The sequence below is a fragment of the Enterobacter cloacae complex sp. R_G8 genome (assembly GCF_024599795.1).
In the GTDB taxonomy this organism is placed as follows: domain Bacteria; phylum Pseudomonadota; class Gammaproteobacteria; order Enterobacterales; family Enterobacteriaceae; genus Enterobacter; species Enterobacter dissolvens.
In genome coordinates this window covers 1,690,869-1,717,279 of the sequence record NZ_CP102246.1, presented here as the reverse complement: position 1 = coordinate 1,717,279, position 26,411 = coordinate 1,690,869, and the positions used below count along the sequence as shown (strand labels likewise).

Genomic DNA, 26,411 nt, shown 5'->3' with positions numbered 1-26,411 from the left:
TCTGTTTATCCCTAATTCAACCGGATGCTCCGCATTCGGTTTTTTTTTACCTTTCTTTACGCAATTATAATTTTTTTGTGCTACCGCACAGAAATCATAACGACTATTAACTAAATTCACCTGAAACCCCTCCCGCATAAAACGCAGCGCAATAAAACATAATTTCTTGTTTATTCGTGCTATTCTCTGTCTGGTATCGTGCGTAATCTGTACATTCTCCCTGGGTATGTACACATTTAATACAGACTATTCAGTCAGTACTCACAGAGGAAAAAGTCGCGTGTTCAAAGGCTATGAGGCTGGAAATTCAGTTATTACCCTTTATACTGCCCTATCGCCATAAAGCACGGCCATCACGGGTTAAACAAATCAATGAGTCAGACTGAAACTACCGCCCCGAGCAAATTCTCCCTACTCCCCGGGAGCATCACCCGTTTCTTTCTTCTTTTGATCGTTGTGCTTCTGGTCACGATGGGGGTGATGGTTCAGAGCGCGGTGAACGCCTGGCTGAAGGATAAAAGCTATCAGGTCGTCGATATCACGCATGCCGTTCATAAACGCATTGATACCTGGCGCTACGCCACCTGGCAGATTTACGACAATATCGCGGCTGCTCCAGCGACATCATCAGGCGAAGGGCTGCAGGAGACGCGCCTTAAGCAGGACGTTTACTACCTCGAAAAGCCGCAGCGCAAAACGGAAGCGCTTATTTTCGGCTCGCACGACAGCGCGACGCTTGAGATGACGCAGCGCATTTCAACCTATCTGGATACCCTCTGGGGTGCTGAGACAGTGCCATGGTCGATGTACTATCTGAACGGTCAGGATAACAGCATGATCCTGATTTCGACCCTGCCGCTGAAAGATCTCTCCTCTGGTTTTAAAGAGACGACCGTAGGCAGCATTGTCGATTCGCGCCGGGCAGAAATGCTGCAGCAAGCGAACGCCCTTGATGAGCGCGAGAGCTTCTCTTCCTTACGCCGTCTGGCCTGGCAAAATGGTCATTACTTTACCCTGCGTACCACCTTTAACCAGCCAGGACATCTGGCGACGGTTGTGGCGTTCGATCTGCCGATTAATGATTTGATCCCGCCGGATATGCCGCTCGACAGCTTCCGTCTGGAGCCAGACAACAGCACTCAGAACATGCGTGCCGCCGCGGATAAAGAGGCCGTAGAAAGCGTCTCTATCTCCTTTAACGGTTCAAAAATTGAAATTGCCTCTTCGCTGAACTCAACCGGTATGCGTCTGGTGTGGCAGGTGCCGTTTGGCACGCTGCTGCTTGATACCCTGCAAAATATCCTCCTGCCGCTGCTGCTGAATATTGGCCTGCTGGCGTTGGCGCTGTTTGGCTACAGTACGTTCCGTTTCCAGCCTGGGCGTCAGAGCGATGCCTCAACGGTACCGGCCGGGACCAGTAATGAGTTGCGCGTGTTGCGTGCCCTGAATGAAGAAATTATCTCCGTGCTGCCGCTTGGCGTATTGGTTCACGATCAGGAAGCCAACCGCACGGTGATGAGCAACAAAATTGCCGACCACCTGCTGCCACATCTGAATTTGCAGAACATTACCACCATGGCGGATCAGCATCAGGGGATCATCCAGGCCACCATCAACAATGAGCTGTACGAGATCCGTCAGTTCCGCAGCCAGGTCGCCTCCCGCACGCAGATCTTTATTATCCGCGATCAGGATCGCGAAGTACTGGTGAATAAAAAACTGAAGCAGGCGCAAAGATTGTATGAGAAAAACCAGCAGGGTCGCGCCGCGTTTATGCAGAACATTGGTGATGCCTTCAAGCAACCGTTAAGAGCACTGGCTACGCAGGTGGCGGCGCTGAGCACGCCTGATAGCCAGCAGTTGGCGAGCCAGGCGGATTCACTGGTGCGGATGGTGGATGAGATCCAGCTGGCGAACATGCTGGAGAACGACTTCTGGAAAGGCACGCCGACCCTCTTCTCCATTCAGGATCTGATTGATGAAGTCGTGCCGGATGTTCTGCCGGTGATTAAGCGTAAAGGGCTGCAGCTGTTGATCAACAACCATTTGCCGGCCAATGACGAGCGTCACGGCGATCGCGAGGCACTGCGTCGAATTCTGCTGATGATTATTCAGTACGCTGTCACCACCACGCAGATCGGTAAAATTACCCTTGAGGTCAATACCGACGAGTCCGCCGAGGATCGCCTCACCTTCCGCATTCTCGATACCGGTGAAGGCGTCACGACCAGTGAAATTGATAATCTGCACTTCCCGTTCCTGAATGATACTCAGAGCGATCACTACGGTAAGGCCAATGCCCTGACCTTCTGGCTTTGCGATCAGCTGGCCCGTAAGCTTGGCGGTCATCTCAATATTAAAGCCCGCGAGTCGCTCGGTACCCGTTATTCGCTGCACGTGAAAATGGCCGCTAATCCGCAGGAGGAAGATGAAGAGCGCCTGCTGGATGATGTAATTGTGATGGTGGATGTGACCTCGAACGAGATCCGCAACATTGTGGTTCGTCAGCTGGAAAACTGGGGTGCGGCCTGCATCACGCCGGATGAAAGACTCTCAAGTCAAGAATTTGATCTGTTTTTAACTGATAATCCGTCTAATCTTACTGCCTCGGGCTTGCTTTTAAGCGATGATGAGCCAGGCGTGCGAAAAATCGGCCCAGGCCAGCTGCGCGTCAACTTTAATATTAGCAATGCGATGCAGGAAGCTGTACTACAACTAATAGAAGAGCAACTGGCACAGGAAGAGATAGCGGAATCCCCGTTAGGCGGCAATGAAAATGCCGAGCTTCACGCCAGCGGATACTATTCACTCTTTGTTGATACAGTACCAGATGATGTTAAGCGGTTGTATACTGAGTCCGCTGCGAATGATTTTGCAGCGCTGGCGCAGACAGCACACCGGCTTAAAGGGGTGTTTGCCATGCTTAATCTGGTTCCCGGCAAGCAGTTATGTGAAACGCTGGAACATCTAATTCGTGAGAAAGATGCCTCTGGCATTGAAAAATACATCAGCGACATTGACGCCTACGTCAAAAGCTTGCTGTAGCAAGGTAGCCTAATACATGAACAATATGAACGTAATTATTGCCGATGACCATCCGATTGTACTGTTCGGTATTCGCAAATCACTTGAACAGATCGAGTGGGTGAATGTAGTCGGTGAATTTGAAGACTCTACAGCACTGATCAATAACCTCCCAAAACTTGATGCGCACGTGCTCATTACCGACCTCTCCATGCCCGGGGACAAATACGGTGATGGGATCACGCTCATCAAATATATTAAACGTCACTTCCCGGACATCTCGATCATTGTTCTGACCATGAACAACAACCCGGCGATTCTGAGCGCCGTGCTGGATCTGGATATCGAAGGGATTGTACTGAAGCAGGGCGCACCAACTGACCTGCCTAAAGCGCTGGCCGCGCTGCAGAAAGGTAAGAAGTTCACCCCAGAGAGCGTCTCTCGTCTGCTGGAAAAAATCAGTGCCGGTGGCTACGGCGATAAACGCCTGTCACCAAAAGAGAGCGAAGTTCTGCGTCTGTTCGCTGAAGGCTTCCTCGTGACCGAGATTGCCAAGAAGCTGAACCGCAGTATCAAAACCATCAGTAGCCAGAAGAAATCAGCCATGATGAAACTGGGCGTGGATAATGATATCGCGCTGCTGAACTATCTCTCCTCCGTGACGCTGAGCGCGACGGATAAGGATTGATCCAGGACGGGAGTGCGTCCTGATGCCCTCTCCCACGGGGAGAAGGTGAAAAGTAAAAGGCCCTTACGGGCCTTTTTTATGTCCGCGTTTTTCTGACGCGTTCCGCATACACGGACAACGTCTGCTTCAGAACGTCCAGCGTGACCGGTTTCGACAGACAGCTGTCCATGCCTGACTCCAGACAGCGCTGTTTCTCTTCCGCCAGCGCATTCGCCGTAACCCCCACCACCGGCAACGTCAGACCAAGCTGACGAATACGCTGCGTCAGGCGATAGCCGTCCATATTGGGCATATTCACGTCGCTGAGAACGATATCAATATGGTTTTTACTCAGCACATTCAGCGCATCCACGCCGTCATTGGCGGTTTTACACTGATAGCCCAACGAGCCCAGCTGGTCAGCCAGCAGACGACGGTTAATCGGATGGTCGTCCACGACCAGAATCATCATATCGTCGTTCACCGACGCCAGCGATTCCGGTGACGGCAGGCTAGCCGCGCCATCGTTCTCTTCAAGCTGCACGCTGTAGATGCGGGCCAGTAGCCCCAACAGTTCATGCGGCGTCGCCACACTGTGAACCCACTCGCCCGGCGCACGCTCAACCGGGATGCCGATGTGACGACGACAGAACATCACCACGCCCCTTCCCTGCCACGGTTGTGCCAGCGTGTCATCGGTGATCAGTACATCATCCACGTCCGGCGTCTGGCCTTCATAACGGGAAACCCGCACGCCGCTGTGGTTCAGCAGTGCCGTCAGATAATCATTCAGCGAGGCGTTGTGCACCGCCAGCCAGCAGCGCTTATCGCTCAGGCCATCGACCGTCGTTTTCGTCGGATACTGCGCGGAATAGAGCGGAATACGGATGGTGAACTGGCTGCCCATGCCCGGTTCGGTATCCACGGAGATATCGCCGTCCATCATGCTGACGAGCTTCTCACAAATTGCCAGCCCCAGTCCGGTCCCCTGGAAGTTTCGCTGCACGCCGGTACCCACCTGGAAGAACGGGTCAAACAGACGAACCACTTCCTTCGCCGGGATCCCAACGCCAGTATCCCGCACGCGAATGCTCAGGTAGTCCCCTGCCCGGCACACATGCAACACAATGCAGCCGATGTCGGTAAATTTGATGGCGTTACTGAGCAGGTTCGAAATGACCTGCTGCAGACGCATAGGATCGCCATGCAGCGTCAGCGGTACATCCGGTTCAATAAAGCAATAGAGGCCCAGCTGTTTACGCACCACCAACGGCAGATAGTTGGCGCTGATGTGGTTCATCACCTCGCGCGGAGAGAACTCACGCGGTTCAATTTTTAGCTGCTCGGACTCAATTTTAGAGAAATCAAGAATGTCGCTGATGATTTTCAGCAGCAGGCTTGAGGAGTTGTTCATCGCCGTCACCAGGCGGTCAACCCCTTTCGGCAGCTCTTTGGTCTGCAGCAGATCGAGGTTGCCGATAATCCCGTACAGCGGCGTACGTAACTCGTGACTGACGGTGGCAAGGAACATGGATTTCGACTGGCTCGCCTGCTCCGCCGCCTGGGCCATCTCCTGCAACGACTCTTCCATTTTCACGCGCGCCGAGACATCCACCAGCACGCAAATTGCCACGTTCTCATTGCGGTAGCGCGAATGCACGAAGCTTATCTGCAGGTTGGTATGGGTACTGGTCAGCACGTCGACAAAATTCACCTGCTGACCACAGATAATTTGCGTCAGCCTTTGCCTGTCCTCATGCGTCAGCATGTTCAGGTAGTTATGCGCCAGTTCGTTACTGAGGATATTGGTGCCGTCCTGGGTGCGCAGGATACAGATCCCAACCGGCGCGGAGGCGACAATCTTACGGTTAAACTGCTCGTGCTCCTCCAGACGCTGGGCATCATTTTCAGCAGGAATGAAAATCTTCCGCTCATACATCCGCGCCAGGGTAAACAGCGCCCCGCCTACCAGCACGTTCAGCAGGATGGCGTTCATGATAAGAATACGGATCCGCTCAAGCACCATATCCACCGGCAGTGAATAGACAATGCTCAACGACGATGGCGGTAAGCTTTTCTTCAGCACCAGCTCGCGGAAACCTGAGGTATAGCCAAACCACGAACGTTCCTGCATCCAGTGCGGATCGATATTCAGGCGATTATCCGGCCCGGTGAGTGAAATCAGGGGATGGCCATTTTCATCCAGAATGGTCACTCCCATCGGCAGGCTGCCCGGCGTGAAGAAGTTTTCCATGCGGATGGTCTGTTCAATGCCCAGCAGCGCCTGCAGACGATTGCCCAGATACACCGGCGTCAACGCGTAGAAATAGCCCACGCCCATGCGCGGCCCCTGGCTTATCCAGAAGATGTTATTCCCGCGCTCATCCTGTGGCGCATTGCGGTATTTCACAATCCGCTCATGCAGACTTTTCAGCGCATCATCACGTTCGACGGGCACGTCGCGCAGACCAAAGTCGGCCATACAGAGGTTTTCGCTGCCAATCAGGAACACGCGGTTCAGGTCATAGGCGGCGGAGAAGTTGTCGCGCCAGTAGCGCATAAACCAGGAGAGCGACTCCAGCGATCCGCGCCAGGTATTGCTCATGGCGGAACAGTCGGAATCCGGGAACAACGGCTCGAAATCGGGCACTTCGGTTTTGTCATTACGCCCGCGGATAGCAAGAATACCGTTTTCCGCCGTCAGACGATTTTCGGCAATGTACTTCAGCTCCTTCATCACGTCGGATGTTCGCTGAATATAACGCTGGGCCTGATCGGAGCTTAAGTTAAATTCCTGGCGGATCTCCGCTTCTTTCTGGTGCAGCGCGTTAACGATGTAAAACACCGAGAACAGGGCCACCAGTAACCAAAGCAAGAGCGCCAGCGCCCGAAACAGATAGCGAGAGACTTTCAGCGTGGTTCGAAAGGAGACGAGGTATTTCAAAGGGGCGAGGCTCCGCCGTCGGGGTCAAAAAGAATGTGGTTAAGGTAGCGGTAAACGCGGCTTGTCGCAACGTTGACTTATCTGCATCTGCAAAAGAAAAGGGCCGGAATCCGGCCCTTTATGCGTCAGGAGACATTACTCGTCAACGTCATCCGCTGCATCATCGTCGGTGTCCACTTCCGGTGCGATGTCATCATCACCTTCCGCGACGCTACCGTCGATGGAATCGAGCTCTTCGTCATCCACCGGCTCAGCAACACGCTGCAGGCCCACCACGTTTTCGTCTTCCGCCGTACGGATGAGGATAACGCCCTGGGTATTACGACCCACCACGCTGATCTCCGACACGCGGGTACGCACCAGCGTACCGGCATCGGTGATCATCATAATCTGGTCGGCATCGTCTACCTGCACCGCGCCTACAACGGAACCGTTGCGTTCGGTCACCTTGATAGAGATAACGCCCTGCGTGCCACGCGACTTGGTCGGGTATTCCCCTTCCGCCGTACGTTTACCGTAACCATTTTGCGTCACGGTCAGGATGGCCCCTTCCCCGCGAGGAATGATCAGAGAAACGACGCTGTCTTCGCCCGCCAGCTTGATACCGCGAACGCCCGTTGCGGTACGCCCCATTGCACGGACGGCGTCTTCTTTAAAGCGCACCACTTTACCGGCTGCGGAGAAGAGCATGACTTCATCTTTGCCTGAAGTCAGATCGACGCCAATCAGCTCATCGCCTTCGTTCAGGTTCACCGCGATGATACCGGCAGAACGTGGACGGCTGAACTCGGTCAGCGCGGTTTTCTTCACGGTACCGCTGGCGGTCGCCATAAAGACGTTCACGCCCTCTTCGTACTCGCGTACCGGCAGAATGGCGGTGATACGTTCGTTCGCTTCCAGCGGCAGCAGGTTAACGATTGGACGACCACGCGCACCACGGCTCGCTTCCGGCAACTGGTAGACCTTCATCCAGTACAGACGACCCCGGCTGGAGAAGCAGAGGATGGTGTCATGGGTGTTCGCCACCAGCAGACGGTCAATAAAGTCTTCTTCTTTAATACGTGCCGCAGATTTGCCTTTACCACCGCGACGCTGTGCTTCGTAGTCGGTTAACGGCTGATACTTCACGTAGCCCTGGTGAGACAGGGTCACAACAACGTCTTCCTGGTTGATCAGGTCTTCGATGTTAATATCCGCAGTGTTAGCGGTGATTTCGGTGCGACGCTCATCGCCGAACTGATCGCGGATCAGCTCCAGCTCTTCGCGGATCACTTCCATCAGGCGCTCTGCGCTGCCCAGAATGTGCAACAACTCCGCGATCTGCTCCAGCAGCTCTTTATATTCGTCGAGCAGTTTTTCATGCTCAAGGCCGGTCAGTTTCTGCAGACGCAGATCCAGAATCGCCTGAGCCTGCTGTTCCGTCAGATAATACTGACCATCGCGCACGCCGAATTCAGGTTCCAGCCACTCAGGACGCGCGGCGTCATCACCTGCACGCTCCAGCATTGCCGCAACGTTGCCCAGATCCCACGGACGGGAAATCAGCGCGGTTTTCGCTTCTGCCGGGGTTGGCGCGCGACGGATCAGCTCGATGATCGGGTCGATGTTGGCCAGCGCGACGGCCAGTGCTTCAAGAATGTGGGCACGGTCACGCGCTTTGCGCAGTTCGAAAATGGTACGACGGGTCACCACTTCGCGGCGGTGACGGACAAACGCACTGAGGATCTCTTTCAGGTTCATGATCTTCGGCTGACCATGGTGCAGTGCAACCATGTTGATACCGAAGGAGACCTGAAGCTGAGTCTGGGAGTACAGGTTGTTCAGCACAACCTCGCCCACCGCGTCGCGTTTGATTTCAATCACGATGCGCATACCGTCTTTATCAGACTCGTCACGCAGCGCGCTGATGCCTTCAACACGTTTTTCTTTTACCAGCTCGGCGATTTTTTCAATCAGTCGCGCTTTGTTCACCTGATACGGGATCTCGTGAACAATGATGGTTTCACGGCCGGTTTTGGCATCTGCTTCCACTTCGGCGCGGGCACGGATGTAAATCTTGCCGCGACCGGTGCGGTACGCTTCTTCGATACCACGACGACCGTTGATGATCGCTGCCGTCGGGAAGTCCGGGCCCGGGATGTGTTCCATCAGCCCTTCAATGCTGATGTCTTCATCGTCGATATAGGCCAGGCAGCCGTTGATCACTTCGGTGATGTTGTGCGGCGGAATGTTGGTCGCCATCCCTACGGCGATACCGGACGAACCGTTCACCAGCAGGTTAGGGATTTTCGTTGGCATGACGTCAGGAATTTTTTCCGTGCCGTCGTAGTTATCAACGAAATCAACCGTCTCTTTTTCCAGGTCGGCCATCAGCTCATGGGCAATCTTCGCCAGACGGATTTCCGTATAACGCATTGCCGCGGCGGAGTCGCCGTCGATAGAGCCAAAGTTACCCTGACCATCTACCAGCATGTAACGCAGCGAGAATGGCTGCGCCATACGAACGATGGTGTCGTACACCGCGGAATCACCATGGGGATGGTATTTACCGATTACGTCACCAACGACACGGGCAGATTTTTTGTAGGCTTTATTCCAGTCATTGCCCAATACGTTCATGGCGTATAGTACGCGACGGTGTACCGGCTTCAGGCCATCGCGGACGTCCGGCAGCGCACGGCCAACAATGACCGACATCGCATAGTCCAGATAGGAGCTCTTCAGCTCTTCCTCGATGTTAACCGGTGTAATTTCTCTCGCAAGGTCGCTCATCTAACCGCTATCCCTCTACTGTATCCCGGATTCAAAGGTCGCAAATTATAACACAGCCGCGGTGATACAGGTAAACCTATACGCTTTATTCACAGGGATTGCCTGATATACTCATTCGTCTTGCTAAATAAGGAGTAAAAGCGCCCATGAATGCCGAAAAATCCCCGGTGGCTCACAACGTTGACCACGAAGAGATTGCCAAATTTGAAGCGGTGGCGTCCCGCTGGTGGGATCTCGAAGGTGAGTTCAAACCGCTGCATCGCATCAACCCGCTGCGTCTGGGCTATATCGCGGAGCGTTCCGGCGGTCTGTTCGGTAAAAAAGTGCTCGACGTCGGCTGCGGCGGCGGCATCCTGGCAGAGAGCATGGCGCGCGAAGGGGCCACCGTTACCGGCCTGGATATGGGTTTTGAACCGTTGCAGGTTGCCCGTCTGCATGCGCTGGAGTCCGGGATTCAGGTAGAGTATGTACAGGAAACGGTCGAGGAACACGCGGCAAAACATGCGCACCAGTACGACGTGGTGACCTGCATGGAGATGCTGGAGCATGTGCCCGACCCGCAGTCCGTCGTCAATGCCTGCGCAAAACTGGTGAAACCGGGCGGCCAGGTCTTCTTCTCCACCATCAATCGTAACGGCAAAGCCTGGCTGATGGCCGTCGTCGGCGCTGAGTATGTGCTGCGCATGGTGCCGAAAGGCACGCACGACGTGAAGAAATTCATCAAGCCTGCTGAGTTACTGAGCTGGGTTGACCAGACGTGGCTCAAGGAGCAGCACATTACCGGTCTGCACTACAATCCATTAACGGATAAATTCAAACTCGCACCGGGCGTAGATGTTAACTATATGTTGCACACGACCGCCAAAAACGACTAACGTCATCCATTATTCTTATAAAGATTGCGCGACATCATGTTGCGCAATTCTGACCTCCCGTTGAAGAAATCAGCACTCGATCAAATTTTGAATTTTTTTTCTTAATTATTGACATCTCTTCCAGGCCTTACAGCATGAGGACTTAGCCTTTTTTACCCTTTCACAACCTCAATTTAACGTCAAAATCAACCCTTGTACTGAAAAGAATCCTTACTAGAATACTCACCATATAGCGTTTTTCTTATCGCAAACCCCCTATATGTAGTATTTATCCACAGAGTTAGTCACAAGGCGGATCTGTGGATAAACGGGGGATATTTTTTTATTTCACGGACAGGTAAAACCCACATGAATCAGAGTCTGCTGGTGACAAAGCGCGACGGTACTACCGAGCGTATCAATCTGGACAAAATCCATCGAGTTCTCGACTGGGCAGCAGAAGGCCTGAACAACGTATCTATCTCCCAGGTTGAACTGCGTTCCCATATTCAGTTCTACGACGGCATCAAAACGTCTGATATCCACGAAACCATCATCAAAGCGGCGGCGGATCTGATCTCCCGCGAAGCGCCGGATTATCAGTACCTCGCTGCACGTCTGGCGATTTTCCACCTGCGTAAAAAAGCCTACGGCCAGTTCGAGCCGCCTGCGCTTTACGATCACGTGGTGAAAATGGTTGAGCTGGGCAAATACGATACGCATCTGCTGGAAGACTATACGGAAGAAGAGTTCGAGCAGATGAACGGGTTTATCGATCACTGGCGTGATATGAACTTCTCCTACGCAGCGGTGAAACAGCTCGAAGGCAAATACCTGGTTCAGAACCGTGTCACGGGTGAAATCTACGAGAGCGCCCAGTTCCTCTATATTCTGGTGGCCGCCTGCCTGTTCTCTAACTACCCGCGCGACACCCGTCTGGAATACGTGAAGCGTTTCTATGATGCGGTCTCAACGTTCAAGATTTCTCTGCCGACGCCTATCATGTCTGGCGTGCGTACCCCAACCCGTCAGTTCAGCTCCTGCGTGCTGATCGAGTGCGGTGACAGCCTGGATTCCATCAACGCCACCTCCAGCGCGATTGTCAAATACGTCTCCCAGCGTGCCGGTATCGGTATCAACGCCGGCCGTATTCGTGCCCTGGGCAGCCCAATTCGCGGCGGTGAAGCGTTCCATACCGGTTGTATCCCGTTCTACAAACACTTCCAGACCGCCGTAAAATCCTGCTCTCAGGGCGGCGTGCGCGGTGGTGCGGCAACCCTGTTCTACCCAATGTGGCACCTGGAAGTCGAAAGCCTGCTGGTACTGAAAAACAACCGTGGTGTTGAAGGTAACCGCGTGCGTCACATGGACTACGGCGTCCAGATCAACAAACTGATGTACACCCGTCTGCTGAAAGGTGAAGACATTACCCTGTTCAGCCCGTCCGATGTCCCGGGCCTGTATGACGCGTTCTTCGCCGATCAGGACGAGTTTGAACGTCTGTACACCAAATACGAAAAAGACGACAGCATCCGTAAACAGCGCGTGAAGGCGGTCGATCTGTTCTCCCTGATGATGCAGGAACGTGCCTCTACCGGCCGTATCTACATCCAGAACGTTGACCACTGCAACACCCACAGCCCGTTTGATCCGGTTGTTGCGCCAGTGCGCCAGTCTAACTTGTGCCTGGAGATCGCCCTGCCGACCAAACCGCTGGAAGACGTGAACGACGAAAACGGCGAAATCGCGCTGTGTACGCTTTCTGCGTTCAACCTGGGCGCGATTAAGAGCCTGGATGAACTGGAAGAGCTGGCGGTACTGGCCGTACGTGCGCTCGACGCCCTGCTGGACTACCAGGACTATCCAATCCCGGCGGCGAAACGCGGCGCAATGGGCCGTCGTACGCTGGGTATCGGCGTCATCAACTTCGCCTACTGGCTGGCGAAACACGGCAAGCGTTACTCCGACGGCAGCGCGAACAACCTGACCCACGAAACGTTCGAAGCGATCCAGTATTACCTGCTGAAAGCCTCTAACGAGCTGGCGAAAGAGCAAGGCGCATGCCCGTGGTTCAACGAAACCACCTATGCGAAAGGCATTCTGCCAATCGACACCTACAAGAAAGACCTGGATGCGATTGCAAACGCGCCGCTGAAGCTGGACTGGGAAGCACTGCGTGAATCCATTAAGACTCACGGCCTGCGCAACTCCACACTCTCTGCCCTGATGCCGTCTGAGACCTCTTCGCAGATCTCTAACGCCACCAACGGCATCGAGCCGCCGCGCGGCCATGTCAGCATTAAAGCGTCGAAAGACGGTATCCTGCGCCAGGTCGTGCCGGATTACGAGTTGCTGAAAGACAATTACGAGCTGCTGTGGGAAATGCCAAACAATGACGGCTACCTGCAGCTGGTGGGTATCATGCAGAAATTCATCGATCAGTCGATCTCTGCCAATACCAACTACGACCCGACGCGTTTCCCGTCAGGTAAAGTGCCGATGCAGCAACTGCTGAAAGACCTGCTCACCGCCTACAAATTTGGCGTGAAAACCCTGTATTATCACAACACCCGTGATGGTGCAGAAGACGCGCAGGACGATCTGGCACCATCAATTCAGGATGATGGCTGCGAAAGCGGCGCATGTAAGATCTAATAAATCCCCTCACCCTAACCCTCTCCCACAGGGAGAGGGAACTCTTTCCCCCTCTCCCTGTGGGAGAGGGCCGGGGTGAGGGGGAAATAACACCACAGGACACATTCATGGCATATACCACCTTTTCACAGACGAAAAACGACCAGCTCAAAGAGCCGATGTTCTTCGGCCAGCCGGTCAACGTGGCACGCTACGATCAGCAAAAATATGACATCTTCGAAAAGCTGATTGAAAAGCAACTTTCCTTCTTCTGGCGTCCGGAAGAAGTTGACGTTTCCCGCGACCGTATCGATTTCCAGGCGTTGCCGGAGCACGAAAAACACATTTTCATCAGCAACCTGAAGTACCAGACGCTGCTGGACTCCATTCAGGGTCGTAGCCCGAACGTCGCCCTGCTGCCGCTGATCTCCATTCCGGAACTGGAAACCTGGGTTGAAACCTGGGCGTTCTCTGAGACGATCCACTCCCGCTCTTACACCCATATTATCCGCAACATCGTTAACGATCCGGCGGTGGTGTTTGACGATATCGTCACCAACGAGCAGATTCAGAAACGCGCGGAAGGGATCGCCCACTACTACGACGAGCTGATCGAGATGACCAGCTACTGGCATCTGCTGGGCGAAGGCACCCACAACGTGAACGGTAAAACCGTCACCGTGAACCTGCGCGCGCTGAAAAAGCAGCTGTACCTGTGCCTGATGAGCGTTAACGCGCTGGAAGCCATCCGCTTCTACGTGAGCTTTGCCTGCTCCTTCGCCTTTGCCGAGCGCAAGCTGATGGAAGGGAACGCCAAAATCATCCGTCTGATCGCCCGTGACGAAGCCCTGCACCTGACCGGCACCCAGCACATGCTGAACCTGCTGCGCAGCGGTGCAGACGACCCGGAGATGGCGGAAATCGCTGAAGAGTGCAAACAGGAGTGCTACGACCTGTTCGTGCTGGCCGCACAGCAGGAGAAAGAGTGGGCAGACTACCTGTTCCGCGACGGCTCCATGATTGGCCTGAACAAAGACATCCTGTGCCAGTACGTTGAGTACATCACCAACATCCGTATGCAGGCTGTCGGTCTCGATCTGCCATTCCAGACGCGTTCCAACCCGATCCCGTGGATCAACACCTGGCTGGTGTCAGATAACGTGCAGGTGGCGCCACAGGAAGTGGAAGTGAGTTCTTACCTGGTCGGTCAGATTGATTCCGAAGTCAACACCGACGACCTGAGCGACTTCCAGCTCTGATGACACGCGTAACGCTGAGTCTTTCGGGTACAGAAGTGCTGTGCCAGGAAGAGCACCCTTCCCTGCTGGCGGCTCTTGAGGCGAATCAGGTGACGGTAGAGTACCAGTGTCGTGAAGGCTATTGCGGCTCCTGCCGCTGTCGTCTGGTCACCGGCCAGGTGGACTGGCTGACCGAACCGCTGGCCTTTATCAACGAAGGGGAAATTTTGCCCTGCTGCTGCCGGGCAAAAGGTGATATAGAAATCGAGATGTGATTGCCCTAGTTCCCTCTCCCGGTGGGAGAGGGTTAGGGTGAGAGCATCAGGCCGCAGAGCCTGATTGTCGGGTGGCGGCTTCGTCTTACCCGACCTACAAAACTATTTTAAGAACGTCACCGCTTTATCCGGGAAATCCGTAAACAAACCGTCCACGCCCGCCTGGTTATACAACACCTCGTAAAGCTGATTCACGTCCGTAGCGTACGGCGGCAACTGGTCAGCACGCACCGTGTACGGATGCACCTGCATCTTGCTGGCATGCGCCTCTTTCACCATTGCCGTCAGCTTCACGTGGCCCGGGGTCGAGCCCTCCGCCACTAGCATGTGGTAATCCGGCCCGATGCCGTCGGCGTACTGCGCAATCTGCTTCATCGCGCCCGGCTTAAACATCCAGTCGTAGTTGTAGTTCACCCACTTCCCGTCCGGCTGCTTCTCCTGGGTTTCATTCCAGTCGGTATAGGCAATCAGCTGTACCAGATTGAGGTTCATCCCCATCTTCGGCTCCAGCTCGGTTTTGATGCGCTTCAGCTCGGCGGCGTCAAAGCACTGCAGGTAAACCTTGTCCTTCTTGTTGGTATAGCCGTACTGCTTCAGCACCTCCAGCGTCTTCGCGGCAATGTCTTTCCCTTCCTGGTGGTGGAACCACGGCGCTTTGATTTCCGGGTAGATACCGATATTTTTCCCGGTTGAGTGGTTCAGCCCCTGAACAAACTCAATCTCTTCCTGGAAGGTATGAATGCGGAAGTCGGACTTGCCCATCGGGAAACGTCCCGGATAAACCTGCACCTTCTTGCCGTTTTCAATCTCGAAGCCTTCGGTAAACTTCAGAGAGCGGATTTCATCCAGGGTGAAGTCGATGGCGTAAAAACGGCCATCTTTACGGGCGCGGTCCGGAAAACGCTCCGCCACATCGGTCACGCGATCCAGATAGTGGTCATGCAGGACGACCAGCTGGTCGTCCTTTGTCATCACCAGATCCTGCTCAAGATAATCGGCCCCCTGCGCGTAGGCCATCGCTTTCGCCGGCAGCGTATGCTCCGGCAGATAGCCGCTTGCGCCGCGATGGGCAATAACGATTTTATCCGCCGCCAGTGCGGAGCCGGTCATCAGGCCCGCCAGCAGCAGACCGGTCGCTAATTGCGTTAATTTCATGGCAATGCTCCTTATTGACGACGCGCCAGCACGTCCGCGTGGTGACGTTTTTCACCGATCATCACCACAATCAGCAGCAGTACCGCCAGCACGCTGCCGCCGATCATCACCATAAAGCCGCCGTCCCAGCCGAAGAAGTCAACGGTATAGCCCACAATAGCGCTCGCCGCGACCGAACCGCCCAGGTAGCCGAACAGACCGGTAAAGCCTGCCGCCGTACCGGCTGCTTTTTTCGGTGCCAGTTCCAGCGCATGCAGACCGATCAACATAACAGGACCATAAATCAGGAAGCCGATGACGATCATACAGGTCATATCCACGCCCGGGTTACCCGGCGGGTTGAGCCAGTAGACGACGGTGGCAATGGTCACGAGCGTCATAAAGAAGACGCCCGTTGCGCCACGGTTGCCCTTAAATACTTTGTCCGACATCCAGCCGCAAATCAGCGTCCCCGGGATCCCCGCGTATTCGTACAGGAAGTAGGCCCAGGAGGATTTATCCAGCGCGAAATGCTTCACCTCTTTCAGGTAGGTCGGTGACCAGTCGAGGATGCCGTAGCGCAGCAGGTAAACAAACACGTTCGCAACCGCGATGTACCACAGCAGTTTGTTCGGCAGCACGTACTTCATGAAGATCTGCTTTGCCGTCAGCTCTTCTTCGTGCTTCTCGCTGTAATCATCCGGATAGTCGTTTTTGTACTCCTCAATCGGCGGCAGGCCGCAGGACTGCGGTGTATCGCGCATCAGCGCAAAGGCGATAATCGCCACCAGAATGGCGCCAAAGGCAGGCATATAGAGCGCAGCGTGCCAGTCGTTGAACCAGGCCATCCCCAGCAGGAACAGCAGAGGCGGAATGCCGCCACCCACGTTATGCGCGCAGTTCCACACCGACACGATACCGCCACGCTCCTTTTGCGACCACCAGTGCACCATGGTACGCCCGCATGGCGGCCATCCCATCCCCTGGAACCAGCCACACAGGAACAACAGCACAAACATAATGGCGATGCTGGACGTTGCCCATGGCACAAAACCCATAAACAGCATCACCGCCGCCGCCAGGATCAGACCGGCTGGCAGGAACACGCGCGGATTCGAGCGATCCGACACCGATCCCATGATAAATTTCGAAAAGCCGTAGGCGATGGAGATCCCCGACAGCGCGAACCCGAGATCGCCACGTGAAAAGCCCTGCTCAACCAGATAAGGCATGGCGAGGGCAAAGTTTTTACGCACAAGGTAATACGCCGCATACCCGAAGAAGATCCCCAGGAAGATTTGCCAGCGCAGGCGGCGGTAAAGCGGATCTATTTCTGCCTCTGGCAGACGCGCCCGGTGCGGCGCAGGTTTAAAGATACTGAGCATGACAGCCTCCGTGGCCATGTATTGAATTTACAGGGGTTTAACTGCCCCAAACTCCAGTAAGGCGGGGATGTTAAGAAATCACGGTGATTGTTACTGTGAATCAACGCACAAATTGTTACAGAAATATGACAACATGCGCAAAAAAGCGCATGGAATCACGTTTCACTTTCGAATCTCGCTCGTTTGTGTTCGAAATCAAACAAACCACAGTTTTCATGTGGCTAAATGATAAAAAACGAACACAGAGGGATGACAATGACAATTCACGATCCACGCTACAGCGATGTGATTATCATTGGCGGGGGGGCGACCGGCGCTGGCATCGCACGCGACTGTGCGCTCAGAGGGCTGAGCGTCACGCTCCTGGAGCGCCATGATATTGCAACCGGCGCTACCGGGCGCAATCATGGTCTGCTGCACAGCGGCGCCCGCTACGCCGTCACCGACGGCGAATCGGCACGCGAATGTATCGCCGAAAATCAGATCCTGCGACGTATCGCCCGCCACTGCATTGAACCGACCGACGGCCTGTTTATTACGCTTCCCGAAGACGATCTCGCCTTTCAGTCAACCTTCATTACCGCCTGCCAGGCGGCGGGAATTCAGGCGCAAGCCATTGACCCGGCCCTTGCACGCCGCATCGAACCTTCGGTTAATCCGGCATTGACCGGGGCAGTAAAAGTCCCGGACGGCACCGTGGATCCGTTTCGTCTGACGGCGGCCAACATGCTGGACGCCCGCGAGCACAGCGCGCGGATCCTGACCGGCCATCAGGTCACCGGACTTATCCGTGAGGGGCATCGCATCGTGGGCGTACGGGTCCTGGATACGCAGTACAACGAACACAGCGAGCTGTATGCCGCCGTGGTGGTCAACGCAGCGGGGATCTGGGGGCAACGCATCGCGGAATACGCCGATTTATCTGTGCGCATGTTCCCGGCCAAAGGCTCGCTGCTGATCCTCGACCACCGCATTAATAACCATGTCATCAACCGCTGCCGTAAACCGTCTGACGCAGACATCCTTGTACCCGGCGATACTATTTCGTTAATCGGCACCACCTCCACCCACGTGGACTACAGCGAGATTGACTACAATCGGGTCACCGCAGAAGAGGTCGACATCCTGCTGCGCGAAGGGGAAAAACTGGCGCCGGTAATGGCCCAGACCCGCATCCTGCGCGCCTACGCGGGTGTGCGCCCGCTTGTCGCCAGCGATAACGACCCAAGCGGACGCAACGTCAGCCGCGGCATTGTGCTGCTTGACCATGCCGCGCGCGACGGGCTGGACGGCTTCATCACCATCACCGGCGGTAAATTGATGACCTACCGCCTGATGGCCGAATGGGCGACGGATGCCGTCTGCCGCAAACTGGGCAATAGCGAACCGTGCGTGACCGCAGAACAGCCCCTGCCCGGCTCACGCCAGTCCACCGAGAAAACGCTGCAAAAAATTATCTCCCTGCCTGCCCCCCTGCGTGGTTCGGCTGTCTATCGCCATGGCGACAGAACACCGGTCTGGCTGGGTGAAGGGCGGCTGAGCCGCAGTCTGGTATGCGAGTGCGAGGCCGTTACCGCCGGGGAAGTGCAATACGCGGTGGAGAATCTGACGGTGAATAGCCTGCTCGATCTCCGCCGCCGCACCCGCGTCGGGATGGGCACCTGTCAGGGGGAGCTGTGTGCCTGCCGTGCCGCCGGGCTGCTGCAGCGTTTTCATACCACCACCGCCACCCAGTCGCTCGATCAGCTAAGCGATTTCTTAAACGAGCGCTGGAAAGGCATTCAGCCTGTCGCCTGGGGCGATGCCCTGCGTGAAAGCGAATTTACCCGCTGGGTGTACCAGGGGCTTTGCGGTCTTGAGAAGGAGCAGCGTGATGAAATTTGATACGGTGATCGTCGGCGGCGGGCTGGCGGGTCTGCTCTGTGGCATCAAACTCACGAAGCAGGGACTGCGCTGCGCCATTATCACCCGGGGCCAGAGCGCCCTGCACTTCTCGTCGGGCTCGCTGGATCTGGTGGATGAAACGTACCGCGAAAAACTGCCGGCCGAGCATCCTTATCACCTGACGGGCGCGCAGCACATTGACCGCTTTGCCCTGGAGACCGAAGCGCTGCTGGCGGATTGCGGCGCACGTATGCAGGGGAGCGCCAGGCAAAATCACGCGCGCGTCACGCCGCTTGGCACCCTGCGCTCGGCCTGGCTCAGCCCGGAGGAGGTGCCCGTTGCCCCGTTCAGGGCCACGCGCGTGCGGGTGGTGGGCATTAGCGGTTTTCTGGATTTTCAGCCCCATCTGGCGGCGGCCTCGCTCAGTCGCCAGGGGATCAGCGCTGAAACGGCAGAGATAGACCTTCCTGAGCTGGATGTTCTGCGCGACAACCCCAGCGAGTTTCGCGCGGTGAATATTGCCCGTTTTCTGGATAACGAAGAGAAATGGCCGCTGCTGTATGAGGCACTCAAACCGCTTGCAGAGGGATGCGACGCGCTGTTTATGCCTGCCTGCTTTGGCTTGCAGGACAACCGGCTGTGGCGCTGGCTGTCCGACCGCCTGCCCTGCTCGCTCGGCCTGCTGCCAACGCTTCCCCCTTCCGTGCCCGGCATTCGCCTGCATACCCAACTTCAGCGCCAGTTTGTGGCTCAGGGCGGTGTGTGGATGGCGGGTGATGAAGTGAAAAAAATCAGCCTGACTGACGGCGCGGTGAGCGAAATCTGGACGCGCAACCACGACGACATTCCGCTTCGCACGCGTTATGCGGTACTGGCAAGCGGCAGTTTCTTCAGCAACGGTCTGCTGAGCAGCCGGGACGGCATCCGGGAAGCCATCATGGGGCTGGATGTCCGTCAGAGTACCTCTCGCGCGGACTGGTATCAGAGCGATTTCTTTGCCCCACAGCCCTGGCAACAGTTCGGGGTGATAGTGGATAACCAGCTGCATCCGCAACTTTCCGGTAGGCCAGTCACGAATCTCTACGCCATCGGCTCGCTGTTGGGCGGATACGATCCTATAGCCCAGGGCTGCGGCGGCGGTGTCTGCGCCATAACGGCGCTCTATGTGGCAGAGCAGATTTGCCAGCGCACGGAGGCTGAACAATGAACGATACCCGCTTTGAAAGCTGCATCAAATGCACGGTCTGCACCACCGTCTGCCCGGTCAGCGGCGTCAACCCGCGCTACCCCGGGCCGAAACAGGCCGGGCCGGACGGCGAGCGCCTGCGTCTGAAGGACGGCGCGCTGTACGATGACGCGCTGAAATACTGCATCAACTGCAAACGGTGTGAAGTCGCCTGCCCGTCGGATGTGAAAATCGGTGACATCATTCAGCGCGCCCGGGCACGCTATAGCACGCAAAAACCGTCCCTGCGCGATGCCATTCTCAGCCATACCGATCTGATGGGCAGCGTCTCCACGCCGTTTGCCCCGCTGGTGAACGCCGCGACTTCGCTGAAACCGGTGCGCCAACTGCTGGATGCCACGCTTAAGATCGACCATCACCGCAGCCTGCCCAAATATTCCCACGGCACCTTCCGCCGCTGGTACAAATCGGTGGCGGAAGACCAGACGCGGTATGCCGATCAGGTGGCGTTCTTTCACGGCTGTTATGTGAACTACAACCACCCGCAGCTGGGAAAAGATCTGCTGAAAGTGCTGAACGCCATGGGGACAGGCGTGCAGTTACTGAACAAGGAGAAATGCTGCGGTGTGCCGCTGATCGCCAACGGGTTTACCGATAAAGCGCGCAAACAGGCCAGAAGCAACGTCTCGTCGCTGCGTGAGGCCATCGTCGATAAAGGCATTCCGGTGCTGGCCACCTCCTCGACCTGCACCTTCACGCTGCGCGATGAGTATCCGCACCTGCTGGACGTGGACAACACCGGCCTGCGCGAACACATTGAGCTGGCAACGCGTTTCTTGTGGCGCAAACTGGACAGCGGGCAGACGTTACCACTGAAAAATCTCCCCCTGAAAGTGGTCTATCACACGCCATGTCATATGGAGAAAATGGGCTGGTCGCTCTACACGCTGGAACTGTTGCGGTTAATTCCAGGGCTGGAGCTGACGGTGCTGGATTCACGCTGCTGCGGCATTGCGGGGACGTACGGCTTTAAGCGTGAAAACTACGAAACCTCACAGGCGATTGGTGCGCCGCTGTTCCGCCAGATTGAAGAGAGCGGCGCCGATATCGTGGTGACCGACTGCGAAACCTGCAAGTGGCAGATAGAGATGTCCACCAGCAAGCGCTGCGAACATCCGATCACGCTGCTGGCAAAAGCGCTGGGTTAGGTATCGCCGGGGCCACCGCCCCGGCAAAACGGTTACTCAACGAACAGCGATTCCACCACGTTGATCCAGCCGTGCTCGCTGGCCACCTCTTTCCCTGCCAGCCAGCGACGCAGCATGTTCAGCGCCATCATGGCGCAGACTTCCTGACGCACCGCCAGGCTGTGGCGGGTGATACTCATTTTGACTCTTAAGGCATGTGTCCCTTCCGGCGTCGCCAGCGCAAAGTTGAGGTATTCCTCATCCATTCCGCCGACAAACAGCGCCAGACCGGCAAAATGGTTAACCCTGCGTTCTGAGGCCCAGCGCGCCGTCTGCGCCAGCGTCTCCTGCTGGAACGGCACCACCTCGCTGGCCAGCAGCGGAGCATTCACGCGCGACAGCTGCAGTGCCAGCAGGCCACCGGTGAACTGTTCGCTTAAGGTGACGCTCAGCTGGCGCGACTGCAGATGCGTTGCAATCTGCGCCGGTAGCCCTTTTGTGCCCTCGAAGATCAGACTTTCCCCTGCCACACGCTGCACTTCCGGCCAGAGCGCCAGCATCGCCGCTTTCTGGGTGGCAGGCCCGGTGAGCTTGAGTTCAATGATCGGCATGGAGGAGCGATAGCCCATGGATACCCCCGGCGGCAGCGGCAGGTGATCGAGGCTCTGTGCCAGATCGCTTTCCGAGCGGCCAAAGGTGGTCAGGCGCAGGCAGACTGGCGGTTCAGGCAGGGTAAAACGCTGGCGAAGGCGCGGCAGGATCTGCTGTTCGACCATCACTTTAAATTCAGACGGGACACCCGGCGTGAAGAACATCAGGCAGCGGTTCAGTTGGACGGCGAATCCGCAGGCGGTCCCCACCGGGTTATCGACCAGTTCGGCACTGGCCGGGATTTCAGCCTGTTTGCGATTGCTGGGCGACATCACGCGGCCACGTTCGGAGAAGAAACGCTCCATGTGGGTCAGCCACTCTTCGTGCAACACCAGCCCTTCGCCTTTGGCGGTCGCAGCCGCCAGCGCGCTGAGATCGTCGCTGGTGGGGCCGAGCCCACCGTTCACAATCAGCACGTCGCAGTGTTCGCTACGCTCGCGCAGAACAGTGACCAGCGACTCAAGATTGTCGCCTACGGTATTGCGGCGCGTTAACGGTAATCCTTGCTCAAAGAAAAGATCGGCAAGCCAGGCCGCATTGGTATCAATAATCTGTCCATGCAGCACTTCGTCGCCGGTGGATAACATCTCCACGTTAATCATTGTGTTCTCCCGCTTATAAGGTGAAAACACTATAGCGCAATCAGCGGCATGGAGAGGAGAGAAACTGGCGCGACGGACGCCGCGCCGGGGTGATTAGAAGCCTGCGCTGACGCCCACGTACGGGCCGTCAGCCAACGCGTTGTCGCGGTTGCCGTCTTTGCCCGCCAGGTTCAGATAACGATAACCCGCTTCGATGGTAATCGGACGCATGATGGTCCAGCGCGCGCCGGCGTTGGCTTCTTCATAGCTGTCGATACCGCTGGAGAGGGAGTCCGGAGAATAGTAGTACTCACCAAACAGACCGAAGCTGTCGCCAATTTTCCACTGCAGACCGCCGCCCACAGCCGCCGCGTAGCCTTCGTCGCCGTCGTTCGGGTTGGTATAAATACCTTTACCGCCCACAGTCGCCAGGAACGGGCCAAGAGGAATGTTCAAACCCAGGCCGAGGCTTGCCGCATCGCCGTCGTCATCGTTATGTGTCCAGCCGCCGGTCATTGCCAGACCGGCAGTCTCGGTGCCCAGGCCAAAGCCCAGGTGGGTGTAATCCTGACCCGCCGAGCCGTTAAAGCTGATGGCGTTAGCCGCCGCCGAAACGAATATCAGGCCTAAGCCCATCAATGCCACTTTTTTCATTGTCGTGATCCCGCACAATTTTATAGAGAAGTCCCAAAAACCGCGAGATTTTAACCTGAGACGCCAGGGGATCAAGCACTCTGCGTGCGGCCAGCAAGTAGATTGTAACGATTTGAAACGTGCGGCTTTTTTACGTCAGCAACAGAAAGCGCATTTTTACGCTCAGCCCGCCCAGCGTTTCGCTGCGGGAAAGCTGCAGATGGCTGCGGTGCAGCCGGGCAATGTCGCCCGCGAGCGCCAGCCCGATCCCTGACCCGGCGGCATCCCCCACGTTGTCCAGCCGGTGGAAAGGCAGCATGGCCTGATGTATCTGGTCATCGTCAATACCGGGGCCGCTATCCTCTACGCTGAGTTCAACGGCGCCCTGGTCGGTGCACAAGAATACGGTAACGATGCCCCCTGCCGGGGTATATTTGATCGCGTTCTCAAGCAGGTTGGCACACAGCTCGCCCAGCAGTACCTCATCACCTTCCATCATGACGGGTTGCTGAATGCCGTCGTAACCCAAATCGATCGCCTTGCTGCGCGCCTGCGCCAGCCGGGAGAAGCAGCAGTTCTGCACCACCTGCACCAGATCCACGGGGGCAAACTGGCGCTCCCCCTGCTCTTTGCGCTTCACCGTCGAGAGTTGCAACAGCCGTTCGGTGAGCACAAGGGTGTTATCGAGCGTCACATTCATCGCCCTCAGGCTCTCCTGCCACAGGGCCGGATCCTCGCGCGTCAGGGCGACAGAGACCTGGGTTTTCAGCACGGCCAGCGGCGTTTTAAGCTGATGCGAGGCATCGGCGTTAAAGCGTTCCTGCCGTGAAAGCACGCCGCGAAGCCTGTCAATATAGCGGTTAAAGGCCACGATCAGCAGCCGGGTTTCGGACCAGGGCAACAGCTCCGGCAACGGTGCGAGCAGGCCAGGATCGCGTCGCACCATCAAAGATGAGAGCTGGCGCATCGGGCGCAGCACGCGGCGCAGCAGCCACGCGGTCAGCACCAGCGTCAGCAGGACCAGCAGCCCCTGGGAGACCCACGACGAAAAGAGTAACTGGCTGGCGAGATAGCGGCGGGACTGGAGTGTCTCCGCCACATATATCTCGGCCATGCCAACAATATTATCTTCATTGACGGGTTGCAGCAGGCGCGCCACCCGAATCGCCTGTCCGCGATACTCGGTATGATAAAACCAGGCCAGCGCCGGATAGAGGGTGGTGCGCGAGGTTGCCGGCGGCATCTTCGGCAGATCGTCATAACCGGAGATCACCCGCCCGTCGGGATCGACCACCTTGTAATAGAGCCGGTCGTTCATATTCAGTTCAAAACTGTCGAGTACCACCCAGGGCACATTTACCCCAAGCTTACCGTCATGAACCACCAGCTGCTCCGATATGGTGCGCGCAGAGGATAACAGCGTGCGGTCGTATGCCTGCGTCGCCGCCTGCAGCGCGCTGACGTAGCTGTTAAAGGCCGATAACCCCCACAGCAACAGCAGTGGCAGGCCGAGAAAAAGCAGCAGCTGCAGATAAAGCGACTGAGGCTTAACCCACTTCATCGCCGCACTCCAGCACATAGCCCAGCCCGCGCAGGGTGGTGATCCGCACGCCGCTGCCGCTCAGCTTTTTGCGCAGACGATGGATGTAGAGATCGAGACTCTCCGGGCTGACGTCGTCATTCAGGCTAAACACCTGGTCGAACAGCTGCTGCCGGGAGACAGGCCGGGTGCGGCGATGCATCAGCACCTTCAGCAGCGACAGTTCGCGCGGAGTGAGCGCGAGCGGCTCATCGCGCAGCAGGAAAAAACCGTCGTCGTCATACTCCAGCTCCCCCAGGCGCTGACGCTCCTGGGTCCGCCCCTCGCTTCTGCGCAGCAGGGCACGCAGGCGGGCGTCAAGCTCCTCCAGTTCGAACGGTTTTGGCAGATAATCATCCGCTCCGGCGTTCAGCCCTTTCACCCGATCCGCCACGTTGCTGCGTGCGGTGAGAAACAGCACCGGCAAGGTCTGGCCGCGTTTTCGCAAACGGTGTACCACCTCCAGGCCGTCAAAACCGGGCATGCCGATGTCGAGGATCGCCACCGCGTAGTTTTCCCCCTGCAGAAGATGATCGGCCGCGCGACCGTCAGAAACGCAATCCACGGCAAAGCCCTCCTGCACCAGCGCTTTCTCCAGCCAGTGAGCCAGCTCACGATTATCTTCCGCCAGTAAGAGACGCATATCACATCCTGTAAAGTTGGTGTCGCGTTGAAAGGGAAATGAAAGGTTAATGTTTTAACAATCACGCAACGGAACCGCTACAAGGTGGTTCACATAATCAGAAAAAAACCCGTACCCGTACTCCCGGATCGCCGGCGTGAGGATAAACGATGAAAAAACAATTACTTTCAACGCTTGCTGCAAGCGTATTGATGATGAGTGCCTCTGTTGTCCAGGCGCAGGACGCCCCGTCCCGCACCGAATGTATCGCCCCGGCCAAACCGGGTGGTGGTTTCGATCTCACCTGTAAACTGATTCAGGTCAGCATGCTGGAGACGAAGGCCATCGAGAAACCCATGCGTGTGACCTACATGCCTGGCGGCGTGGGTGCGGTAGCTTATAACGCGATTGTCGCGCAACGTCCGGCGGAAGCCGGCACGGTGGTGGCCTTCTCCGGCGGCTCGCTGCTCAACCTTTCTCAGGGCAAGTTTGGCCGCTACGGCGTGGATGACGTGCGCTGGCTGGCCACCGTCGGCACCGACTACGGCATGATTGCGGTGCGCGCGGATTCCCCGTGGAAATCCCTGAAAGATTTGCTCACCGCGATGGAAAAAGACCCCAACAGCGTGGTGATTGGTGCCGGTGCCTCTATCGGCAGTCAGGACTGGATGAAAGCGGCCCTGCTGGCGCAGCAGGCGAAAGTGGATCCGCACAAAATGCGCTACGTGGCGTTTGAGGGCGGCGGTGAACCGGTGACGGCGCTGATGGGCAATCACGTACAGGCGGTTTCCGGCGATCTCAGCGAAATGGTGCCCTACCTCAGCGGCGATAAAATCCGCGTGCTGGCGGTCTTCTCCGAAAACCGCCTGCCGGGCCAGCTGGCAAACGTCCCTACCGCCAAAGAGCAGGGTTATAACCTGGTCTGGCCGATTATCCGCGGCTTCTTCGTCGGGCCAAAAGTCACCGATGCGGAATACCAGTGGTGGGTCGACACCTTTAACAAACTCCAGCAGACCGAGGAGTTTAAAAAGCAGCGCGATCTGCGCGGGCTGTTCGAGTTCAACCTGAGTGGCAAGCAGCTGGACGACTACGTTAAAAAACAGGTGAATGACTACCGCGAACAGGCGAAAGCCTTTGGCCTGGCCAAATAACCGGAGGTGC

18 protein-coding genes are annotated in these 26,411 nt (G+C 56.4%); 10 read left to right on the top strand and 8 right to left on the bottom strand.

What is annotated here, in order from left to right:
* Positions 1 to 372: 372 nt before the first annotated feature.
* Entirely contained in the window at positions 373 to 3,045 is a 2,673-nt protein-coding gene (gene rcsD, locus NQ842_RS08180) for a phosphotransferase RcsD (RefSeq protein WP_257256708.1), read from the top strand.
* A 16-nt stretch (positions 3,046 to 3,061) separates the two neighbouring features.
* The gene (gene rcsB, locus NQ842_RS08175; RefSeq protein WP_003859405.1) at positions 3,062 to 3,712 is read left to right on the top strand and encodes a response regulator transcription factor RcsB; all 651 of its coding nucleotides are present in this window, start codon (positions 3,062 to 3,064) and stop codon (positions 3,710 to 3,712) included.
* A 76-nt stretch (positions 3,713 to 3,788) separates the two neighbouring features.
* On the opposite strand, the gene rcsC is transcribed toward rcsB, so the two are convergent.
* The gene (gene rcsC, locus NQ842_RS08170) at positions 3,789 to 6,635 is read right to left on the bottom strand and encodes a two-component system sensor histidine kinase RcsC (RefSeq protein WP_014832732.1); all 2,847 of its coding nucleotides are present in this window, start codon (positions 6,633 to 6,635) and stop codon (positions 3,789 to 3,791) included.
* A gap of 135 nt (positions 6,636 to 6,770) precedes the next feature.
* Positions 6,771 to 9,407: a DNA topoisomerase (ATP-hydrolyzing) subunit A gene (gene gyrA, locus NQ842_RS08165; RefSeq protein WP_014832733.1), complete on the bottom strand. Its 2,637-nt coding sequence runs from the start codon at positions 9,405 to 9,407 to the stop codon at positions 6,771 to 6,773.
* A 146-nt stretch (positions 9,408 to 9,553) separates the two neighbouring features.
* Between gyrA and ubiG the strand changes: the two genes are divergently transcribed.
* The 4 genes from ubiG (at position 9,554) to yfaE (ending at position 14,408) form a co-directional block, all read left to right on the top strand.
* Positions 9,554 to 10,282 (top strand): bifunctional 2-polyprenyl-6-hydroxyphenol methylase/3-demethylubiquinol 3-O-methyltransferase UbiG, encoded by a 729-nt coding sequence (ubiG, locus tag NQ842_RS08160; protein WP_046888293.1) that lies wholly within the window; start codon positions 9,554 to 9,556, stop codon positions 10,280 to 10,282.
* Positions 10,283 to 10,630: 348 nt separating this feature from the next.
* Positions 10,631 to 12,916, top strand: coding sequence for a class 1a ribonucleoside-diphosphate reductase subunit alpha (nrdA, locus tag NQ842_RS08155; protein ID WP_014832735.1), 2,286 nt, complete (start codon positions 10,631 to 10,633; stop codon positions 12,914 to 12,916).
* A gap of 107 nt (positions 12,917 to 13,023) precedes the next feature.
* Positions 13,024 to 14,154 (top strand): class Ia ribonucleoside-diphosphate reductase subunit beta, encoded by a 1,131-nt coding sequence (gene nrdB / locus NQ842_RS08150; RefSeq protein ID WP_014832736.1) that lies wholly within the window; start codon positions 13,024 to 13,026, stop codon positions 14,152 to 14,154.
* Positions 14,154 to 14,408, top strand: a complete 255-nt coding sequence (gene yfaE / locus NQ842_RS08145) for a class I ribonucleotide reductase maintenance protein YfaE (RefSeq protein WP_014832737.1) — start codon at positions 14,154 to 14,156, stop codon at positions 14,406 to 14,408. Before nrdB ends, yfaE begins: the two co-directional genes overlap by 1 nt.
* Before the next feature lie 102 nt (positions 14,409 to 14,510).
* Here yfaE and glpQ read toward each other — a convergent pair whose 3' ends face one another.
* Together glpQ and glpT are read right to left on the bottom strand one after the other, a co-directional pair.
* The gene (gene glpQ, locus NQ842_RS08140; RefSeq protein WP_050861264.1) at positions 14,511 to 15,563 is read right to left on the bottom strand and encodes a glycerophosphodiester phosphodiesterase; all 1,053 of its coding nucleotides are present in this window, start codon (positions 15,561 to 15,563) and stop codon (positions 14,511 to 14,513) included.
* Positions 15,564 to 15,574: 11 nt separating this feature from the next.
* Positions 15,575 to 16,927 (bottom strand): glycerol-3-phosphate transporter, encoded by a 1,353-nt coding sequence (gene glpT / locus NQ842_RS08135; protein WP_013098018.1) that lies wholly within the window; start codon positions 16,925 to 16,927, stop codon positions 15,575 to 15,577.
* A gap of 255 nt (positions 16,928 to 17,182) precedes the next feature.
* Between glpT and glpA the strand changes: the two genes are divergently transcribed.
* The 3 genes from glpA to glpC are packed head-to-tail and all read left to right on the top strand — an operon-like array spanning position 17,183 to position 21,205.
* Positions 17,183 to 18,811: an anaerobic glycerol-3-phosphate dehydrogenase subunit A gene (gene glpA, locus NQ842_RS08130; protein WP_013098019.1), complete on the top strand. Its 1,629-nt coding sequence runs from the start codon at positions 17,183 to 17,185 to the stop codon at positions 18,809 to 18,811.
* Positions 18,801 to 20,018, top strand: coding sequence for a glycerol-3-phosphate dehydrogenase subunit GlpB (gene glpB, locus NQ842_RS08125; RefSeq protein WP_257256707.1), 1,218 nt, complete (start codon positions 18,801 to 18,803; stop codon positions 20,016 to 20,018). The genes glpA and glpB overlap by 11 nt, the downstream gene beginning before the upstream one ends.
* Positions 20,015 to 21,205: an anaerobic glycerol-3-phosphate dehydrogenase subunit GlpC gene (gene glpC / locus NQ842_RS08120; protein WP_047361092.1), complete on the top strand. Its 1,191-nt coding sequence runs from the start codon at positions 20,015 to 20,017 to the stop codon at positions 21,203 to 21,205. Before glpB ends, glpC begins: the two co-directional genes overlap by 4 nt.
* Before the next feature lie 32 nt (positions 21,206 to 21,237).
* Here glpC and NQ842_RS08115 read toward each other — a convergent pair whose 3' ends face one another.
* From NQ842_RS08115 to tctD, 4 genes are all read right to left on the bottom strand, one after another.
* A complete protein-coding gene (locus tag NQ842_RS08115) occupies positions 21,238 to 22,437 on the bottom strand; it encodes a nicotinamide mononucleotide deamidase-related protein YfaY (protein ID WP_050861262.1) in 1,200 nt (399 codons plus the stop codon).
* Positions 22,438 to 22,530: 93 nt separating this feature from the next.
* Positions 22,531 to 23,070 carry a YfaZ family outer membrane protein gene (locus NQ842_RS08110; protein ID WP_013098023.1) on the bottom strand — a complete coding sequence of 180 codons (540 nt, stop codon included), beginning with the start codon at positions 23,068 to 23,070 and terminating at the stop codon, positions 22,531 to 22,533.
* Between the two features lie 130 nt (positions 23,071 to 23,200).
* Positions 23,201 to 24,610: a sensor histidine kinase gene (locus NQ842_RS08105; RefSeq protein WP_046888289.1), complete on the bottom strand. Its 1,410-nt coding sequence runs from the start codon at positions 24,608 to 24,610 to the stop codon at positions 23,201 to 23,203.
* On the bottom strand, positions 24,597 to 25,271 hold the full coding sequence (gene tctD, locus NQ842_RS08100; protein WP_014832743.1) for a transcriptional regulator TctD: 675 nt from the start codon (positions 25,269 to 25,271) through the stop codon (positions 24,597 to 24,599). The genes NQ842_RS08105 and tctD overlap by 14 nt, the downstream gene beginning before the upstream one ends.
* A 149-nt stretch (positions 25,272 to 25,420) precedes the next feature.
* Between tctD and NQ842_RS08095 the strand changes: the two genes are divergently transcribed.
* Positions 25,421 to 26,401, top strand: coding sequence for a tripartite tricarboxylate transporter substrate binding protein (locus tag NQ842_RS08095; protein WP_014832744.1), 981 nt, complete (start codon positions 25,421 to 25,423; stop codon positions 26,399 to 26,401).
* Positions 26,402 to 26,411 lie beyond the last annotated feature (10 nt).

Coding starts and splice junctions, on each gene's coding strand:
- rcsD (WP_257256708.1), top strand. CDS start 373: ATGAGTCAGACTGAAACTACCGCCCCGAGCAAATTCTCCCTACTCCCC.
- rcsB (WP_003859405.1), top strand. CDS start 3,062: ATGAACAATATGAACGTAATTATTGCCGATGACCATCCGATTGTACTG.
- gyrA (WP_014832733.1), bottom strand. CDS start 9,407: ATGAGCGACCTTGCGAGAGAAATTACACCGGTTAACATCGAGGAAGAG.
- ubiG (WP_046888293.1), top strand. CDS start 9,554: ATGAATGCCGAAAAATCCCCGGTGGCTCACAACGTTGACCACGAAGAG.
- nrdA (WP_014832735.1), top strand. CDS start 10,631: ATGAATCAGAGTCTGCTGGTGACAAAGCGCGACGGTACTACCGAGCGT.
- nrdB (WP_014832736.1), top strand. CDS start 13,024: ATGGCATATACCACCTTTTCACAGACGAAAAACGACCAGCTCAAAGAG.
- yfaE (WP_014832737.1), top strand. CDS start 14,154: ATGACACGCGTAACGCTGAGTCTTTCGGGTACAGAAGTGCTGTGCCAG.
- glpQ (WP_050861264.1), bottom strand. CDS start 15,563: ATGAAATTAACGCAATTAGCGACCGGTCTGCTGCTGGCGGGCCTGATG.
- glpT (WP_013098018.1), bottom strand. CDS start 16,927: ATGCTCAGTATCTTTAAACCTGCGCCGCACCGGGCGCGTCTGCCAGAG.
- glpA (WP_013098019.1), top strand. CDS start 17,183: ATGACAATTCACGATCCACGCTACAGCGATGTGATTATCATTGGCGGG.
- glpB (WP_257256707.1), top strand. CDS start 18,801: ATGAAATTTGATACGGTGATCGTCGGCGGCGGGCTGGCGGGTCTGCTC.
- glpC (WP_047361092.1), top strand. CDS start 20,015: ATGAACGATACCCGCTTTGAAAGCTGCATCAAATGCACGGTCTGCACC.
- NQ842_RS08115 (WP_050861262.1), bottom strand. CDS start 22,437: ATGATTAACGTGGAGATGTTATCCACCGGCGACGAAGTGCTGCATGGA.
- NQ842_RS08110 (WP_013098023.1), bottom strand. CDS start 23,070: ATGAAAAAAGTGGCATTGATGGGCTTAGGCCTGATATTCGTTTCGGCG.
- NQ842_RS08105 (WP_046888289.1), bottom strand. CDS start 24,610: ATGAAGTGGGTTAAGCCTCAGTCGCTTTATCTGCAGCTGCTGCTTTTT.
- tctD (WP_014832743.1), bottom strand. CDS start 25,271: ATGCGTCTCTTACTGGCGGAAGATAATCGTGAGCTGGCTCACTGGCTG.
- NQ842_RS08095 (WP_014832744.1), top strand. CDS start 25,421: ATGAAAAAACAATTACTTTCAACGCTTGCTGCAAGCGTATTGATGATG.